This is a genomic window from Micromonospora sp. WMMD735 (genome assembly GCF_049178995.1).
Lineage (GTDB): Bacteria > Actinomycetota > Actinomycetes > Mycobacteriales > Micromonosporaceae > Micromonospora > Micromonospora wenchangensis.
On the sequence record NZ_JBMHMJ010000002.1, the window covers coordinates 5,527,873 to 5,543,359 of the forward strand.

General features: G+C 74.7%; 14 protein-coding genes. 6 read left to right on the forward strand and 8 right to left on the reverse strand.

The window, feature by feature from the left end; genetic code table 11:
* Positions 1-29: 29 nt before the first annotated feature.
* The gene (locus ACN268_RS24100; RefSeq protein ID WP_245854939.1) at positions 30-524 is read left to right on the forward strand and encodes a sigma-70 family RNA polymerase sigma factor; all 495 of its coding nucleotides are present in this window, start codon (positions 30-32) and stop codon (positions 522-524) included.
* Positions 521-1,222 carry an anti-sigma factor family protein gene (locus ACN268_RS24105; protein WP_421485109.1) on the forward strand — a complete coding sequence of 234 codons (702 nt, stop codon included), beginning with the start codon at positions 521-523 and terminating at the stop codon, positions 1,220-1,222. The genes ACN268_RS24100 and ACN268_RS24105 overlap by 4 nt, the downstream gene beginning before the upstream one ends.
* A 30-nt stretch (positions 1,223-1,252) precedes the next feature.
* On the opposite strand, the gene rarD is transcribed toward ACN268_RS24105, so the two are convergent.
* The 4 genes from rarD to eccE all read right to left on the reverse strand — a co-directional run bounded on the left by rarD (position 1,253) and on the right by eccE (position 5,035).
* Entirely contained in the window at positions 1,253-2,176 is a 924-nt protein-coding gene (gene rarD, locus ACN268_RS24110; protein ID WP_421485110.1) for an EamA family transporter RarD, read from the reverse strand.
* A gap of 52 nt (positions 2,177-2,228) precedes the next feature.
* Positions 2,229-2,663, reverse strand: a complete 435-nt coding sequence (locus ACN268_RS24115; RefSeq protein WP_421485111.1) for a GNAT family N-acetyltransferase — start codon at positions 2,661-2,663, stop codon at positions 2,229-2,231.
* A 148-nt stretch (positions 2,664-2,811) separates the two neighbouring features.
* On the reverse strand, positions 2,812-3,198 hold the full coding sequence (locus tag ACN268_RS24120; RefSeq protein WP_421485112.1) for a phage holin family protein: 387 nt from the start codon (positions 3,196-3,198) through the stop codon (positions 2,812-2,814).
* A 55-nt stretch (positions 3,199-3,253) separates the two neighbouring features.
* The gene (gene eccE / locus ACN268_RS24125) at positions 3,254-5,035 is read right to left on the reverse strand and encodes a type VII secretion protein EccE (RefSeq protein ID WP_421485113.1); all 1,782 of its coding nucleotides are present in this window, start codon (positions 5,033-5,035) and stop codon (positions 3,254-3,256) included.
* 309 nt (positions 5,036-5,344) lie between these two features.
* Here eccE and ACN268_RS24130 point away from each other — a divergent pair, with 309 nt between their 5' ends.
* On the forward strand, positions 5,345-5,662 hold the full coding sequence (locus ACN268_RS24130) for a WXG100 family type VII secretion target (protein ID WP_421485114.1): 318 nt from the start codon (positions 5,345-5,347) through the stop codon (positions 5,660-5,662).
* Positions 5,663-5,688: 26 nt separating this feature from the next.
* Positions 5,689-5,982 carry a WXG100 family type VII secretion target gene (locus ACN268_RS24135; RefSeq protein ID WP_088646135.1) on the forward strand — a complete coding sequence of 98 codons (294 nt, stop codon included), beginning with the start codon at positions 5,689-5,691 and terminating at the stop codon, positions 5,980-5,982.
* Positions 5,983-6,107: 125 nt separating this feature from the next.
* On the opposite strand, the gene mycP is transcribed toward ACN268_RS24135, so the two are convergent.
* Positions 6,108-7,328, reverse strand: coding sequence for a type VII secretion-associated serine protease mycosin (gene mycP, locus ACN268_RS24140; RefSeq protein WP_421485115.1), 1,221 nt, complete (start codon positions 7,326-7,328; stop codon positions 6,108-6,110).
* A gap of 153 nt (positions 7,329-7,481) precedes the next feature.
* Between mycP and ACN268_RS24145 the strand changes: the two genes are divergently transcribed.
* Both ACN268_RS24145 and ACN268_RS24150 read left to right on the forward strand, forming a co-directional pair.
* On the forward strand, positions 7,482-10,877 hold the full coding sequence (locus ACN268_RS24145; protein ID WP_421485116.1) for an SseB family protein: 3,396 nt from the start codon (positions 7,482-7,484) through the stop codon (positions 10,875-10,877).
* Positions 10,874-11,239 (forward strand): hypothetical protein, encoded by a 366-nt coding sequence (locus ACN268_RS24150; protein ID WP_421485117.1) that lies wholly within the window; start codon positions 10,874-10,876, stop codon positions 11,237-11,239. Before ACN268_RS24145 ends, ACN268_RS24150 begins: the two co-directional genes overlap by 4 nt.
* Positions 11,240-11,335: 96 nt before the next feature.
* Here ACN268_RS24150 and ACN268_RS24155 read toward each other — a convergent pair whose 3' ends face one another.
* From ACN268_RS24155 to ACN268_RS24165, 3 genes are all read right to left on the reverse strand, one after another.
* Entirely contained in the window at positions 11,336-12,268 is a 933-nt protein-coding gene (locus ACN268_RS24155; RefSeq protein WP_421485118.1) for an alpha/beta fold hydrolase, read from the reverse strand.
* Positions 12,269-12,366: 98 nt separating this feature from the next.
* Entirely contained in the window at positions 12,367-12,945 is a 579-nt protein-coding gene (locus ACN268_RS24160) for a hypothetical protein (protein ID WP_421485119.1), read from the reverse strand.
* A 34-nt stretch (positions 12,946-12,979) separates the two neighbouring features.
* The gene (locus tag ACN268_RS24165) at positions 12,980-15,370 is read right to left on the reverse strand and encodes an immune inhibitor A domain-containing protein (RefSeq protein ID WP_421486979.1); all 2,391 of its coding nucleotides are present in this window, start codon (positions 15,368-15,370) and stop codon (positions 12,980-12,982) included.
* Positions 15,371-15,487 lie beyond the last annotated feature (117 nt).

Consider the following 15,487-nt stretch of genomic DNA (forward strand, 5'->3'; position numbering starts at 1 on the left):
GGATCACCATCAGCGACCACGACGCCCAACTGCTGCGCGCCCTGCACGACGAGCACGCCGAGGCGCTCTACGCGCACGCGCTGCGGCTGGTCAACGGGGACCGCACCCGGGCCGAGGACCTGGTGCAGGAGACCCTGCTGCGGGCCTGGCGGCACCCCGAGTCGCTGGACCCGCGTCGCGGCTCGGTCCGTGCGTGGCTCTTCACGACCGCCCGCAACCTGGCGATCGACGCCTGGCGGCGACGGTCGACCCGAGTCGGCGAGGTGTTCACCGACGACCTTCCCGAGCCGCCCGAGACGGTGGACGAAGCGGAGCGCGCGGTGGAGGCCTGGACCATCGCCGAGGCGCTGAGCCGGCTCAGCCCCACCCACCGGGAGGTGCTGGTCGAGTGCTTCTACCAGGGCCGTTCGGTGGCCGAGGCGGCGGCCCGGCTGGGGGTGCCACCGGGGACGGTCAAGTCCCGCACCCACTACGCGTTGCGTTCACTACGGTTGGCCCTGGCCGAGATGGGGGTGACCGGATGACCCGCTGCGAGTTCGCACACGACGACGGCGCGTACGTGCTGGGTGCGCTCGCCCCCGCCGACCGGGCCGCCTACGAGCGGCACCTGGCCGGGTGCGCGGCGTGCCGGGACGCGGTGGCCGAGATCGCCGTGCTGCCGGGTCTGCTGGGCCGGCTCGACCCGACCACGCTGGAGGAGTTCCTTCCGCCACCGCCCGAGGTCAGCCGGGTGCCCGACCTGATCGCCACCGCCCGGGACCGTCGCCGTCGGGAGCGGACCCGCAGCCGCCGACGGTACGCGCTGACCGCCCTCGTCGCCGCCGGGTTCGCCCTGGTGCTGGGCGTCGCCGGGGCGTCCGCCCTGCGTCCGGCCCCGACGCCCACGCCGACCACCCAGGCGGTACGGATGGTGTCGATGGCGCCGGTCGCGGCCAAGACCCCGGCGGTGCACGCCGAGATCGGGCTGAGCGGCACCAAGTGGGGCACCGAGGTCACCATGCACTGCGGGTACGACGCGACGGCCGGCTACGGCAAGGCGTACACGTTCCGGCTGGTGGCCCGGGGGCCGGACGACGCGACGGAGCAGATCGCCTCCTGGCTGGCCGCCCCCGGCGACGACGTGAACCTGCGCGGGGCGACCCGGTTCACCGACGCCGAACTGGTCCGCCTCGAACTGCTGCGCGCCGACGGGACGCTGGTGCTCAGCTACGACGTCCGCTGATCCCCGTAGGCCGCGCGGCGGTCGGGTGGTTCAGTGCACGGTGGCGGGCAGCGGATCGGCGGCGCGGGCGGCGGCCCGGGTGCGTCGACCGTTGCGCAGCGCGTCCAGGCTGAAGATCACCAGGGCCAGCCAGACCAGGGTGAAGCCGGCCAGCCGGGCCGGCGGCATCGGCTCGTGGAAGATCAGCACGCCGCAGCCGAGCTGGAGGACGGGGGCCACGTACTGGAGCATGCCGAGCGCGGTCAGCGGCAGCCGGTTGGCCGCGCCCGCGAACAGCAGCAGCGGGACGGCCGTCACCGCCCCGGCCGCCACCAGCAGCGCGGTGTGCCCGGCCGAGACCTCGCCGAACGTCGACCCACCCCGGCTCACCAACCAGCCCAGGTAGCCCAGGGCGGGCAGCGCCAGCACGGCCGACTCGACGAACAGCCCCTCCGCCGCCGGCAGCCCGAGCCGCTTCTTGGTCAACCCGTAGCCGGCGAAGCTGGCCGCCAGGATCAACGCCAGGTAGGGCAGCCGGCCGTAGTCGACGGTGAGCACCGCGACCGCCGCCGCTCCCACCCCGAGCGCCACCCACTGTGCCGGGCGCAGCCGCTCCCGCAGCACCAGCACCCCGAGCAGCACCGACACCAGCGGGTTGATGAAGTAGCCGAGGGCGGTCTCCACCACCCGGGCGGAGTTCACCCCGTAGATGTAGGTGCCCCAGTTCACCGCGATCAGCGCCGCCGCGACGACGATCCCGGCCAGCGTCCGGGGGCGGCGGGCCAGCGACCGCAGGAAGCCGACGTTGCGCAGTGCGGCGAGCAGCAGCGCGACGAACACCACCGACCAGATGATCCGGTGGGCGAGGATCTCCAACGGCCCGGCCGGCCGGAGCAGCTTGAGGTAGATCGGGATGAAACCCCAGAGCAGGTACGCGCCGAAGCCGTACAGGTAGCCGAGCCGTAGCGGAGTCACGATCCCACCGTAAGGGGTACGGCCGGATCGGGCTCCTTTCCGGTGAGCGGGGTCACCGCTGGTGCACCCACTCCATCCACCGCGCCGGGGACGCCGGGGTGAAGCCCAGCTTCGCGTACACCCCGTGGGCGTCGGCGGTCGACAGCGCGATCCGGCGTACGCCGTACCCGGCGAGATGGTCGCGGATCGAGCCGGCCAGCCAGGTGCCCAGGCCGCGCCCCCGCGCCTGCGGGTCGACGTAGAGGTCGCAGAGCCAGCCGAAGGTGGCCCGGTCGGTGACCACCCGGGCGATCGCGACCTGCCCGCCGTCCTGCGGTCGGTAGACGCCGTACGGGGTCGAGCCGGCGAGGGCCCGCTCCGTCGTCTCCCGGCTGCGCCCCAGCGCCCAGTAGGCGTCGGTGGAGAGCCAGTGGTGCACCCGGTCCCGGTCGATGCGCTCCGGGTCGGTGTCGAGCTGCCAGCCGTCGGGATGGGTCAACGAGAACACCCCGCCACGCTAACCCCGTCCGGTGGCCGTCCCGCCAGCCAATTCCCGCCCGGTGGCCGTCCCGCCGACCGGTGCCCGTCCGGTGGCCGCCCCGGCGGGGCGACGCCGGCCGGCCACCGCCCCGCGGGAGCGGCGGCCGGCCACCGGTTCAGTCGCGGTCGAGGATCGCCCCGAGGATCCAGGTCACGATGCCCACCAGGAGCGCGCCCAGCACCGCCTCGGGCCAGAACCCGTCCACGTGAAACGGCAGGTCCGCCTGCTCGGCGATCCAGCTGGTGAGCAGGAACAGCAGCCCGTTGACGACCAGGGCGATCAGCCCGAGGGTGAGCAGGTAGAAGCCGCAGCCGACGGTCTTGATGACCGGCTGGAGCACGGCGTTGACCACGCCGAAGATCACCGAGACCAGCACCAGGGTGACGATCGCCTCGCCGGCCGAGCCGGTGTCGAGCGTGATGCCGGGGATGAGCAGCGTCGCCAGCCAGAACGCCACCACCGTGGAGCCCAGCCGGATCAGAAGACCCTTCAGAAAATCCATGGCCGGGATCGTGTCACGTGCCGTCCAGCCAGGGAAACCACGGTGACCCGTGCGGTCAGCGCCGGCCGGGCCGACCGACCAGTTGCGACTCGATCGGGGTGGGCGAGAGCAGCGCCCAGCGCAGCGCCCGCCGGTTGACCACCGCGACCATGTCGTCCCGGATGCGGGTCAACCACTCCGCCGCACCGCCCAGCCCCAGCGCGGTGCCCGCCAGGGCGGCCTCCGACGGGTCGAGGGGTTGCAGCACCGCCAGGTCGGCCCGGCCGAGGGTGTCGACGTCCGCCGGGGTCAACCCGTCCCGGACCACCAGGGTGGACACCCACCCCGCCCCGGGCGGCGGCTCGCCGGCAGCCGTACCCGCGTCGGCCACCACCAGCAGCGGGCGCAGCGGGGAGCCGGTGACGCCGACCGCCCGCCCGCTCGGGACCACCACCACCCCGCCCTGCTGCCCGCCGACCCCGCGTACGAACGGCTCCCAGGCGCGTGGCCGACCGGTCTGCACCAGCACCCCGGCCCCCAGCGCCAACGCCCGCAGCACCAGCAACTGGGCCGCCGCCAGCCCGCCGACCAGCACCAACCGGGTGCCCTCGGCGCGGAACAACCGGACCGTCACCGCGCCGCCCTGCCGGTTGGCCCCCACCATCAGGCCCGCCCCGCCGAGGGTCAGTTCCGGCGGCTCGACCCCCGGCGTGGCCACCCCGGGCGCCGCCAACGGCAACGTGGCGGCCAGGCCGGGCAACTGCGCCCCGTCGAGTCGACGCAGCTCACCACCGGCGTCGGCGACGAGCCGGGACAACCCCTCGGCGGCGTGTTCCAGCGCGACCGGGGTGGTGGCGGCCAGCCGTACCGTCAGGCACGTCGCCGGTGCGGCGTCGCCGACGCGCGGGCCGGCCCCGACCGCGACGGTGGTGGCGGTCGCCGGCAGGGCCAGCAGTCGGGACACCAGGCGGCGACCCGGATCGACCCGAGCGTCCGGCCAGCGGACCAACCGGAAGGTGGCCTGGTGCTGGTCGCCGGTGCACAACCTCGACCAGCTCTCGCGCACCGGCCGGTCGGGGTCGTGGTGGGCGAGTTCGGCCAGCACCCGTAGCGCGGCGTGCCCGCCCAGCGGACGGGCCGGCAGTGGCCCCACCCGGCGGACGATCCGCCGCACCGTGCCGGCCAGCGCCCGACGCAGGTCCGCGTCGGACCAGCCGGGTGCCCGCAGCACCCGGACGGCGAGCAGGGCCCGCTCCTGACCCGGCACCCGCCCTTCGGTCAACTGCCGGTACGACGTGCCGGCCGCGCCACCGGCCGCCGCCGGGGCCGGCACGGCGTGCAGCAGCACCTGCACCCGCACCGGCGGCTGCTCCGGCCCGGCCGGCGGGAGCAGCGTGCCGGGCGCCGGCAACGGGTGGGACCGGTCACCGAGCAGATCGCCCGGGTCGCCCAGGTCGAGCAGGACGGCCAGCCCGGTGGCGTCGTCGACCACCCCCGCCGGCCCGTCGGCCAACTCCACGCCGGCCAGCGCGGCGTCGGGAAGCAGCAGGCCCAGGAGTGCCTCCGGGGCGGTGCCGGCGGGCAGGGCGTGCCGGCGGGTGAGGAACCCGACGGCGGTGCCCCACCAGTCGAACAGCCACCGCCCGTGCCAGCGCCCCCAGCCGAGACCGGCCAGGACCACCGCACCGACCGCGGCGAGCACCGTGGGCACCGGCCCGCGACCGTACGCGGCCACCGGTAACGCGAGCGCGACCTGCGTGGCGACGACCTGACCGGGGTGTACGGCGGTGCCGGGGCGGTGCCGGGGCGGGCCCTGGGTGGCCCGCCGGAGCGGTCGGTCGGTCGTGCTCGCCGTCACCGCGTCTCCTCCGTGTGCCCGCCCGTCACCGGCTGTCGGGTGCCCCGCCAGGATTCTCCGGCCGAGACCGGAACGCGACGGGAGCGTGACCCATCGTAGTGGTCGGCTGACCCGGTGGGGGTCCCGCCCGCCCGGCGTCGGGTGGGTTGTCCACAGGGGAGGTGGGCGGGGTAGCACAACGGCGACGGTGCGACTACCGTCAGCGACTGATTCGCCGACCAGGTCCGTCCGGTCCCATACCGACGGACGGCGCGTCCGTGGTGGACGGCCGGCGGTCGGCCCCGACCGGGGAGACGAGGTGACGTCCGGGTGTCCCAGACCCAGGCAGAAGCGGCGGTGATGCACCACACCGCCACCAGGTTCGAGCAGGTGGACCAGTCGTTGCAGGCCATGCTGACCGGCCTGATGGCCGAGCTGGAGGTGTTGCAGCAGGCCTGGCGGGGTGCCGGTGGGCGCTCCTTCGAGCAGGTCAAACAGCAGTGGGGGCGGGACCAGGCCGCGCTGCAACGGGCGCTGCGGGAGACCGCGACGGCCATCCGCACCGCCGGCCGCCAGTACGACGCCTCGGACACCGAGGCCGCCGGCCGGGTCGCCGGCACCAGTCGCGGCATCCAACTGCCGCTCTAACCAGAACCCCGGGGAGGAACGATCCGATGGACCACGGTGTGCTGGTCGTCAACTTCGCCGCGCTGCACCAGGCGGGCGCGGACATCCAGAAGGCACTGAACACCCTCGACGCGCAGCTCGGCCAGCTCGAACGGGACGCCGCCCCGCTGGTCGCCGGCTGGGACGGCGAGGCCCGCCGGGCGTACGAGCAGCGGCAGGCGCGGTGGCGCTCCGCATCGCAGGATCTCCAGGCGATGCTGCGGGACATCAAGCTCGCCGTGGACGACTCCGCCGCCGACTACCTCGACACGGAGAAGCGCAACACCGGCCTGTTCCAGTGAACGGGCCGCCCGGCGGATCTCCGGCGGCCCTGGCGGCTCCGGTGGCCCTGGCGGCTCCGCGAGGGTGACGCTGCCGGCGGTTCCCCGGCGGTGACGCCCGGCCGGCCGACGGTCGGGCGTCACCGTCAGGCCGGGCCGGCCGGGTGCCAGCGGCGGCGGACGCCCCGGGGAAGCACCACGGCCAGCAGCACCGCCACCACCACCGTCCCGCCGACGGCCGTGGCGACCAGCAACGCCCGCTGCCGGGCCGCCGCCCGCCGCTGCCCCCGCGCCAGCGACGCCGGGTCGGCCTGCGGCACCGGCAGGACCGTCGTCGGGCGGGCGACCGGCCGGGGAGCACCACCGGTCTCCACCACCGCCCGGTACGGGTTGAGCACGCCGGCACCGTAACCGCCCTCCCGGCCACCCGGTGCCGGATCGGTGGTGCCGACGATCCGGCGGGTCACCTCGGCGGCGCTCAGGTCCGGCCGGTACTGCCGCAGCAGGGCGGCGGTGCCCGCCACGAACGGGGCGGCGTAACTGGTGCCCTCGGCCCGCCGGTGACCCTGCCCCGGCGCGGCCATCAGCACGTCGCCGCCCGGCGCGACCAGATCGACGTACGGGCCGACCTGGGAGAACGAGGCGCGCACACCGTCCGGGGTGACCGCGCCGACGCCGAGCACCCCGTCGTACGCCGCCGGATAGGGCAGCGGGTCCCCGCCGTCGTGCAGGTTGCCGGCGGCGGCCACCACCACCACGTCCCGCCGCAGCGCGTAGTCGATCGCCTCGCGTACGGCGGGATTGTCGGCGTACAGGACGACGGAGAGGTTGAGCACGTCGGCGTCGTGGTCCACCGCCCACCGCACCGCCTGGGCGAAACCGGCGGCGCTGACCGTACGCCCCGACTCCCGCCCCTCGACGACCTGCTGCTCGCTCACCCGTACCGGCAGGATGCGGGCGTCGGGTGCGAGCCCCCGGAAGGCCACCCCGGAGCCTTCCCCGGCGGCGATGATGCTGGCCACCCCGGTACCGTGACCGGCGCAGTCCCGGGTGCCGTCACCGCCCGGGTCGAGGAAGTCCGCGCCGTCGAGGACCCGCCCCCGCAGTTGGGGGTGCCGTCTGTCGACGCCCGAGTCGACCACCGCCACGGTGACGCCGGAACCGGTGGCCAGCGGGGTGAGCCGCTGCGGGGCGTACCGTCGCTGGGGCCACGGGGCGGCGGCGACCGGACGGGCCGGCGCGGGCGACGTGGCGCAGCCGGGGGCGGCGCGGGCCGGGGTGACCGACGCCACGACGGCCGCCGGTGGTACGGCGAGCAGGGCTGCTGCCAGGGTGACGAACGGTCGTCGGCTGCCGGATCGGGACATCGACCGCCTCCGTATCGTGTCGACTCCGCAACGGGATGTTAGCGCCCGGTCCGCTACCAGGCCGCCCGGCCGGTGACCGACTTATCGTGATCTTGTTTTCACCTTGTAGGTTGTACGCGACGCCTGTGGCCTGATCCGGGAGGAGAGGTGGCCGTGACCGACTGGGAGCCGGCTACCGAGGCCGAGACGGCGATGCGGGACGCGCTGCACGCCGGTGACCAGGAGTTCTACTTCCGGATTCTGGCCGATTCGGAGCTTTTCCTCCCGGTCTCCGGTCAGGCCCTCGCCGGTGCGACGCCGATGGGCTGGGGCACCTGGACCACCGGTGGCCGCACCCACGTGCTGGCCTTCACCTCGGCCGCCGCGATGTACGCCTGTCTCGGGTCCTCCGCCGGCCCCTACCGGCGCAGCCGCTACGCCGACCTGGCCGCCGAGTGGCCCAACCACGAGTGGTGGCTGGCGGTGAACCCCGGGCTGCCGATCGAGGGCTACCTGCCCGCCTGGTTCGTCTCGCAGCTCTCCCGGGGTGACGTCCGGCTGCCCGGTCGCGCCCCGGGGGCGCGCCCCCGGGGGGAGGTCGACCAGACGCCGGTGCGGACCACGCCCGGTAGGCCGGCCGACGTCGAGCCGACCGCCGACCTCTCCGCCGGCCGGGCCCAACCCCGGCCGGCGTCGTCCGCCGCCGCGCCACCCGCCGGGGGTGGCATCCGCCCGGCGACGGGCGCGTCGCTGACCGACGAGCGGGGGCGTCCGGTCGCCCCACCCGGTGGTGGCCCGCCCGGTGGTGGCCCGCGCACCACCACCGCCGGTCCGCCCGAGCAGGGCCGACCCGCCTTCCCCGATCCCCCCGCCGTGCCGGGGACGACCAACGCCGGCTGGCCGGCGGTTCCCCGCCGCCGGTTGCTGGGCGAGGAGCCCGCCGGCCCGGCCAACGGGCGCACCTCGTTCTTCGAGCCGTCCAGCGCCCGTGGTGCCACCCGGTCACCCCGGGACAATCCGTTGCGCTCGGGTGAGCGGGCGGCCCCACCGACCCGGCCCGGGATGGGCGGTCAACCCTTTCCCCGACGTCGCCCCGCACCCACCCAACCGGGCGAGGACGAAGCCGCCCGCGCGTTCCGGGTGACCGATCCGCCGGCCCGGTCCGGTCCCGGCAACGGGGTGCCCCCGGCCGGCCGCTTCCCGGACCCGCTGGCCGAGGAGCCGACCCGGGCCTTCCGGGTGGACCCGCCCGGTGGCGAGCCCACCCGGGCCTTCCACGTCGGCCCGGCGGCGGAGGAGGAGGCGACCCGCGCCTTCCGTACGCCACCACCGGCGGCGGAGGCCAACCAGGCGTTGCCCCGCCGGCAGCCCACCCCGGACGGGTCCTCCTCCGGGGTGCGCCAGCCGCACCCACCGGTCGACCCGTTCGCCGCTCCACCTGCCGGTCCGGCTGCTCCGACCGGGCCGACCGCTCCGACCGGCCCGGCCGGGCCGACCGCTCCGGCCGGTCCCGCCCGGGGCGAGGCGGAGGAGCTGCCGCCCTCCGTCGCCGAGCCGGTCTCCGCGCCGCCGGTGTCCCGCCGGGGGTTCATGCCCATCGTGATAGAGGGTGTGATCCTGGAGTCCCGCGACCTCCCGGTCGCCCCCGCGCCGGCCCCGTCCGCCGCCCAGGGACCGCCGTTCGTCCCCCCGGCGGCCTCCGTGCCGCCGGTCGTCCCCCGGCCGGCCGCCGCGCCGTTCGTGCCCCCGGCCGCTCCCGCGCCGCCGCAGGTGCCGACGTCGGCACCCGCGCCCGCAGCGCCGCCGGCCGGGGGTCCGGGTGCCGAGGACACGGTCAACCTGAACGGAACGGCCGGGCCGTTCGGCGCTCCCGGCCGTCCGTCCGCACCCGGGCCGGTTCCCCCGCCGTCGCCCGCCGGCCCGCCACCGGTCGCCCGGTCCCGCCCTGCTCCGGGTGACCTGTGGACCCCGTCCGCCGAGCGGGCCGCCGCGAAGGCCCGAGCGGAGGTGGCGGCGGCCCCACCGGACGCGGCAGCCCCACCGGTGGCGGCGACCCCGCCGGTCAGCGCTCCGACCGTCCTTTCGTCCACGCCGGCACCGGCACCTTCCGCATCGGCGGCACCGCCCACCCCGGCACCGTCCGCATCCGCACCGGCGGCACCGGTCACCGGGCCGGCTGCGGGGCAGGCGTGGGCCGCTCCGACGGCCGACGACGTGGCGGCGGGCGGCGCGCCCGCCGGGAGCCCGGCGGCGGGGTCCGTCGCCCCCGCCCCGACGGGGGACGCCGCAGGTGGCGTCACCAACGGTGCGCCGGCCCGGCCCGCCGCCGGAGCCGCTCCGACGGTCGCCGCTCCGGACGCGGACGGCGCCGACCCGCGTTCCACCCCGGTCGACCTGTGGACCCCCGCCGCCGAACGGGCCGCGCCGACCTCCCCGGCGGCACCGACCACCGCCGCGCCGACCTCTCCGGCGGCACCGACCACCGCCGCGCCGACCTCCCCGGCGGCACCGGGCCCGGCCGCCGATCCGGCCGCGACCGGCGGCACGCCGCCCGGGGCCCCGTCGACGTCCGCCGGTGCGGACACCCCGACGACCGCCGACGAGCCGTTCCTGCCGGCCAACGAGGTCGAGGAGAACCTGTTGGACGCGGTCGGTGCGGGCAGCACCGACGGCTTCCTCTCCACCCTGCTGCTGGCCCGGGTGCTGCTTCCGGTCAACCCCGACTCGGTGGCCGGCAGCCGCCCCGGCGAGCCCGGTTTCCAGTGGCGTACCGGGACGACCGACGGTGAGACGTACGTGGTGGTCTACACCTCACCGGAGCGGCTGGCCGAGCACGACGTGCCGCCGGTCGACACGATCGAGGTGCGCTTCGTGCAGCTGATCCGGCGGTGGCCGGACCCGAGCTGGGCGTTCGCCGTCAATCCGGGCACCCCGGTCGGGGCCAAGCTCCCCGGTGAGCAGATCGTGGCCCTGGCCAGCTGGGCGGCCGAGGTCGGGCTCGGCGACGAGGCGGACGTGGAGCCGGTGGCCGCCGCCGAGGCACCCGCCGAACGCACCCGGTACGCCCCGCCCGTCACCGACCCGTCCCGTCCGGTGGTGATGCAGAAGGCGGTCGCCCCGAGCCAACTCGCCTACTACCTGGAACGCGGCTACGACCGGGTCTCCGGGTTCGTGCACCGGGCCGGCGAACTGGCCCACCTGACCACCCCTGCGGAGCTGCACGACGCCCTGGGGCTGGGCTACCCCGATTCGCCCTTCGCCCGCGACGCCGAGGCCACCTACGTGCTGCGCTGGCCCGCGTACCGGCCGAGTCTCTACCGCATCCCGTACGGCGGGCAGAACGAGGCGGCGATGCGGGCCATGGAGGGCTGGGTGATCGAGCGCGCGCCGTTCCGGGGTAACGGGTTCGCCCCCGGGGAGAGCAGCGACGTGGTGGCCGAGTTCAAGGTGGACAGCGCCCGGTTGCCGCACGGCGCACAGCTCTGGCGGATCGGCACGGAGGGCACCGAACGGGTGATCGCCATCCTGGACACCGACGCGCTGGTCTGGCGACGGGTGGGCGAGCCGTGATGCGTGACGGTTACGTGGCCCGCTGGCAGGGACGGGAGTACCAGGTCAGTCCGGACGGCGAGCACGTGCGGATCTACCAGCCGGAACCCGCCGACGGCTTCGAGGAGGTACGCCCCGGCCGGTACGTGCGGGTGGTGCCGGCCGGCGAGGTCGAGGACCTGGCGTACGTGCGGACCACCTGCACCTGGCAGGGGCAGCCGTTCATCGTGCTCGGCGAGCACGACGGGTGGCTGCGGGTCGAGTACACGGGTGGTCGCTGGCCGGTGGCGCAGGCGATGGGGCTGGAGGTCTTCGACTTCGGCGTCTACCAGGGCTGGGCACCGGCCGGCGAGGTCGCCGACCTGCGCGAACAGCGCGTCTGACCGCCGCCCCGACCCTGGCCGGCAAGTCCGCCCCGGAGGCCCGGCCCCGGCCCGTCCGGGACCGTCGACAGGGGACCGTCGACCGGGCCGCTCGGGTCAGGACTTGGTCCAGCGCAGGATCTCGCCGAGCACCACGTCGCCGGCCTCCACGTGGGGAAAGTGGCCCACCCCGTCGAGCAGCCGCCACTCGTAGGGGGCGCTGACGTACCGGCCGGAGCCCTGCGCGGTGCGCGGCAGGGACGCGACGTCGACCGCCCCGTGCAGCTGGAGGGTGGGGGTGACCAGGGGCTTCTGCATCAGCCGGACGAACCGGTAGCCGTGCAGCCGCAGCACCGAGCGGAAGGCCCACCGGTAGCCCTCCAGCGCGCAGAAGGCGGCCTGCGGGATCAGCATCGCCTCCCGGCAGCGAGACGCGTACCCGGCGAAGTCGGGGCCGTCCACCCAGCGGGGGCCGCCCCAGCGGCTCAGCATCTGCTGCACCTCGGCGGCGTCGTTGCGGGTGAGCACGTGCTCGTACCGGGGGAGTTGGAACTTCAGCGCCGGGGTGGAGGCGGCGAACTGCCCGCGCGGGTCGGCGAAGATGGCCGCGCGCAACCGCAGTGGATGGGGCGCGCCGAGCACCACCAGCCGGCGGACCAGGGTGGGATGGAACGAGGCGGCTGTCCAGCCGATCAGCCCGCCCGAGCCGGCGCCGACCACGGTGGCCGACCGTTCCCCGAGGGCGCGGATCAGGCCGGCGACGTCGGCGGCGAGGGTGTACCCGTCGTACCCCCGGGGTGGTTTGTCGCTGGCACCGTAACCGCGCAGGTCCACCGCGACGGCCCGGAAGCCGGCGTCGGCGATGGCGGGGAGCATCGCGTGCCAGGCCCACCAGTGTTCGGGGAAGCCGTGCAGGAAGAGCACCATCGGCCCGGTGCCCGCCTCGACGACGTGGAACCGGCTGCCGTTCGCGCCGACGAACCGGTGCGTCCACGGCCCCTCGGTGAGGACGCAGGACTCGTCGGTGGGCCCGCCACGCTGCTCGGTCATGGGCACAGCCTAGGACCTCGGCGCCTGTCGATCGCCCAGCCGACCCGGCCGGGCGGTCGTACCCGGGGTCGGACCGGAGTCCGGCGGGCTGAGCGGACTCAGCGGACGACGCTGATCCGGACGACGCCGACCGGGGTGCCGGGGCCGCAGGCGGCCGGTGGCGCGGCCGGGTCGACGGTGACCACGACGGTGCTGCCGGCGGTGACGGTGCCCAGGCCGGGACCGTGCAGCGCGTACTCGTGGCCGTCGTCGGTGACCAGGCCGTAGCAGGGGCCGTCGCCGCCCCGGGTGATCCGGCCGGCGAGCCGGTCCGGCCGGCGTCGGTCGGTGGGGTGCCGTGGGGGTGCGGCGGGCCGGCGCGGGGCGGGCGGCGGTGCGGCGGAGAGCGGTGCCGGTCGGCCGGCGGCCGGGGCCGCTGCGCCGGCGGGCATGGTTGGTGAGCCGCCGGGCGTGGTCGGTGCGCCGGGGGGCGGGGCCGGTGCATCGGCGGGCGGGGCCGGTGCGCGGGTGCCGGCCGGCGGATCGGTGGTCGGGGTCCGGTCGTCGGTCAGGGTCGCCTCCGTTCCCGGCGCACCCGTCACGGGTACGCGCAGAGCCAGCCTGCCACGGCAGCGGTGCAGCGGCATCCGGCCAGCCCCGGACGGGCCGATGCCCGGGCAGGAGTCCTGCCCGGGCATCGGGTTACAGCAGGTGGTGCGGCTGATCAGCGGATCAGGAGAAGCGGACCTTCAGCGAGGTGCCGTTCTGCTCCACAACCTTGATCTTGGTGCCGGTGGCCGGGAGCTTGACGCCGTGGTTCGGCAGCTCCGGGTACCAGTACTGCTTGGTGTCGTCGAACAGCGGCTGCGCGGCCTGGCCGCGGACGTACTGCGGCACGCTGTTGATGTGCAGCGTGAACGAGTCCGCCTTCTTCAGGCTGAACGGCGCGTCGTACACCTGGACGCGGGCCCGCCACGGGGCGCCGGTCAGGTTGTACAGCGGCTCCGGGTGCGCGTCGATGATCATGTTCCGACCCTCGCCCGGGTGGTCGAAGGTGTCGTTGTCGGCCCACCGGAGGTTCCAGTAGGAGATCAGCAGACCCTCCTGGTACGCGTAGTGGTCCACGTAGTCCGGGCGGCTGTTCGCGTAACCGAAGTAGTACGGGCCGGTCTTGAGGTACTGGTCGTACGACACGTACGACCGGTTGCCGGCGATGTAGTAGTTGTCGAACTTGCGGATGTAGGTCTCGGCAACCACGCTGAACCCGTTCAGGGTCCAACCGGCGGCACCGGCCTCCGCACCGTCGGTGAGCACGGTCTGCCCGTCGGCGGTGATGGTGATCGCGTCACCGTAGAAGCCGCCCTCGGAGACGCCACCGTCGGTCTGGTAGCGCAGCCGGAACTGCACCACCTTGCCGGCGGCCGCGTTCATCGGGATGTTGACGTCGACCCACTGGCCGTTGCTGGAGCCGTCCAGGGCGAAGCGCCCGGGGGAGATCTCCTTGAGGGCCTTGCCGTTGGCGGTACCCGGCAGGGTGGCCCAGGTCTGGCCGCCGTCGGTGCTGGCCTCGAAGAAGAGGTAGTCGTAGTCCGCCTCGATCGAGTAACGACCCTTCATGGTGAGCGCGGCGCTGGTCTTCCCGGTGAGGTCGATCGTCCGCGTCATCGTGGTGTTCAGGTCGTCGTCGTTGCCGGAGAAGAACTGCTTCGTCCCCTCGAACGGCTTGCCGTTCTGGAAGCTGTACTCCCGCTGCGGCAGCACGACCACGGCACCCTGCGCCTTGTCGGAGTTGTACTCCTGCGGGCCCAGGTTGAGGGTCTTCTGCTGGCCGGCCACCACGACCTCGTAGTCGAGCCAGCCGAGCTGGAGCTTGTTCCACGCGCCGAGGTCGCCGCCCCGGTCGCCGATGCCCTGGTCGTTCTTGGCACCGAGCCGGCTCTGGGCCATCAGGGTCCAGTGCTCGTTGTTGTTGTCACCGCTGTTGATGACGTTGTAGTCGTCCGGCAGACCGAGGTCGTGACCGTACTCGTGGTAGAAGACGCTCCGGCCACCGTTCTCCGGCTGGATCGTGTAGTCGCCGATCCAGACGCCGGTGTTGCCGATCTGGGTGCCGCCGGCCGGGAAGTTCGCCGGGCCGGTGTTGCCCTGGTCGCTGGCGAAGGCGTACCACCGGTGGCTCCAGATGGCGTCCTCACCCTGGATCGGGTCGCCGTCGGCCTGGTCGCCGCCGGAGTGGACGATCTGGAAGTGGTCGATGTAGCCGTCCGGCTCGTTGAAGTTGCCGTCGCCGTCGAAGTCGTACCGGTCCCACTCGTCCATCGACTTGACGTCGGCGGCGATCTGGGCGTCGGTGCGGCCGGCGGCCTTCTGGTCGGCGACCCACTGGTTGGCGGCGTCCCGGACCAGGGCCCAGGTGTTGTTGCAGACGTTCGAGGCGCAGGGGTAGCCGTTGGAACGGCCGTACCGGGCCTCGTTGTACTTCACCTTGACCCAGTCGGTGACCTCGCCCTCGACGCTGTAGCGACCCGAGGACTGGGCCTCGTAGTACTGCTTCAGCGACTCGTCACCCTGCCCGGTGCCGAAGTACAGCTTCCGGAAGTGGTCGGCGTTGTAGTCGGCCTGCCAGACGGTGGAGTTGTCCACCGCCCGGTTGGGGGCCGGGATCTCGTTGTGCAGCGGCCCGTCGAACCGGGTCGGGCCGGGGACGGCCGGGGCCGTGTCCTGGTCCGGGTAGCTCGGGTGCCGCTCGTTGCCGAACTCCGCGAGGATGACGAAGATCTTGTCGGTCCGCTCGCGGCCCAGCTCGACGTACTGGTCCTGCGTCTGGGCGACGCCCGAGGCCGTCGTCCGGGCGTTCTTGCCCGCAGCCTGGGTCTTGCCGACCTTGACGACCGTGCTGCCGTTGATCTTCTGCGCCTTGGCCTTGCCGGAGAGGACCTCGCTGAGGCCCTCCTGACGCAGCGCCCGCCGCTTGGTTTCGAGCGGGTTGGGCAGATCGTGGTCCGCGTTAGCGGGCTCCGCGACCGACGGGGCCGCCGTCGGGAGCTTCGGCGTCGGCGCGGCGCTGGCGGACGTACCCGTCACCAGACCTGTCGCCGTCAGCGAGAGCCCGAGCAGACCCACTGCGACTTTGCGCACGTGGTACCTCCGGTGTGAGGGAACCGGCCCAACGGGGGTACGGGCCGGCATGGACGTCCCACTAGTGGGACCCATGGTGAACATAGACACTGCTGGGACGGG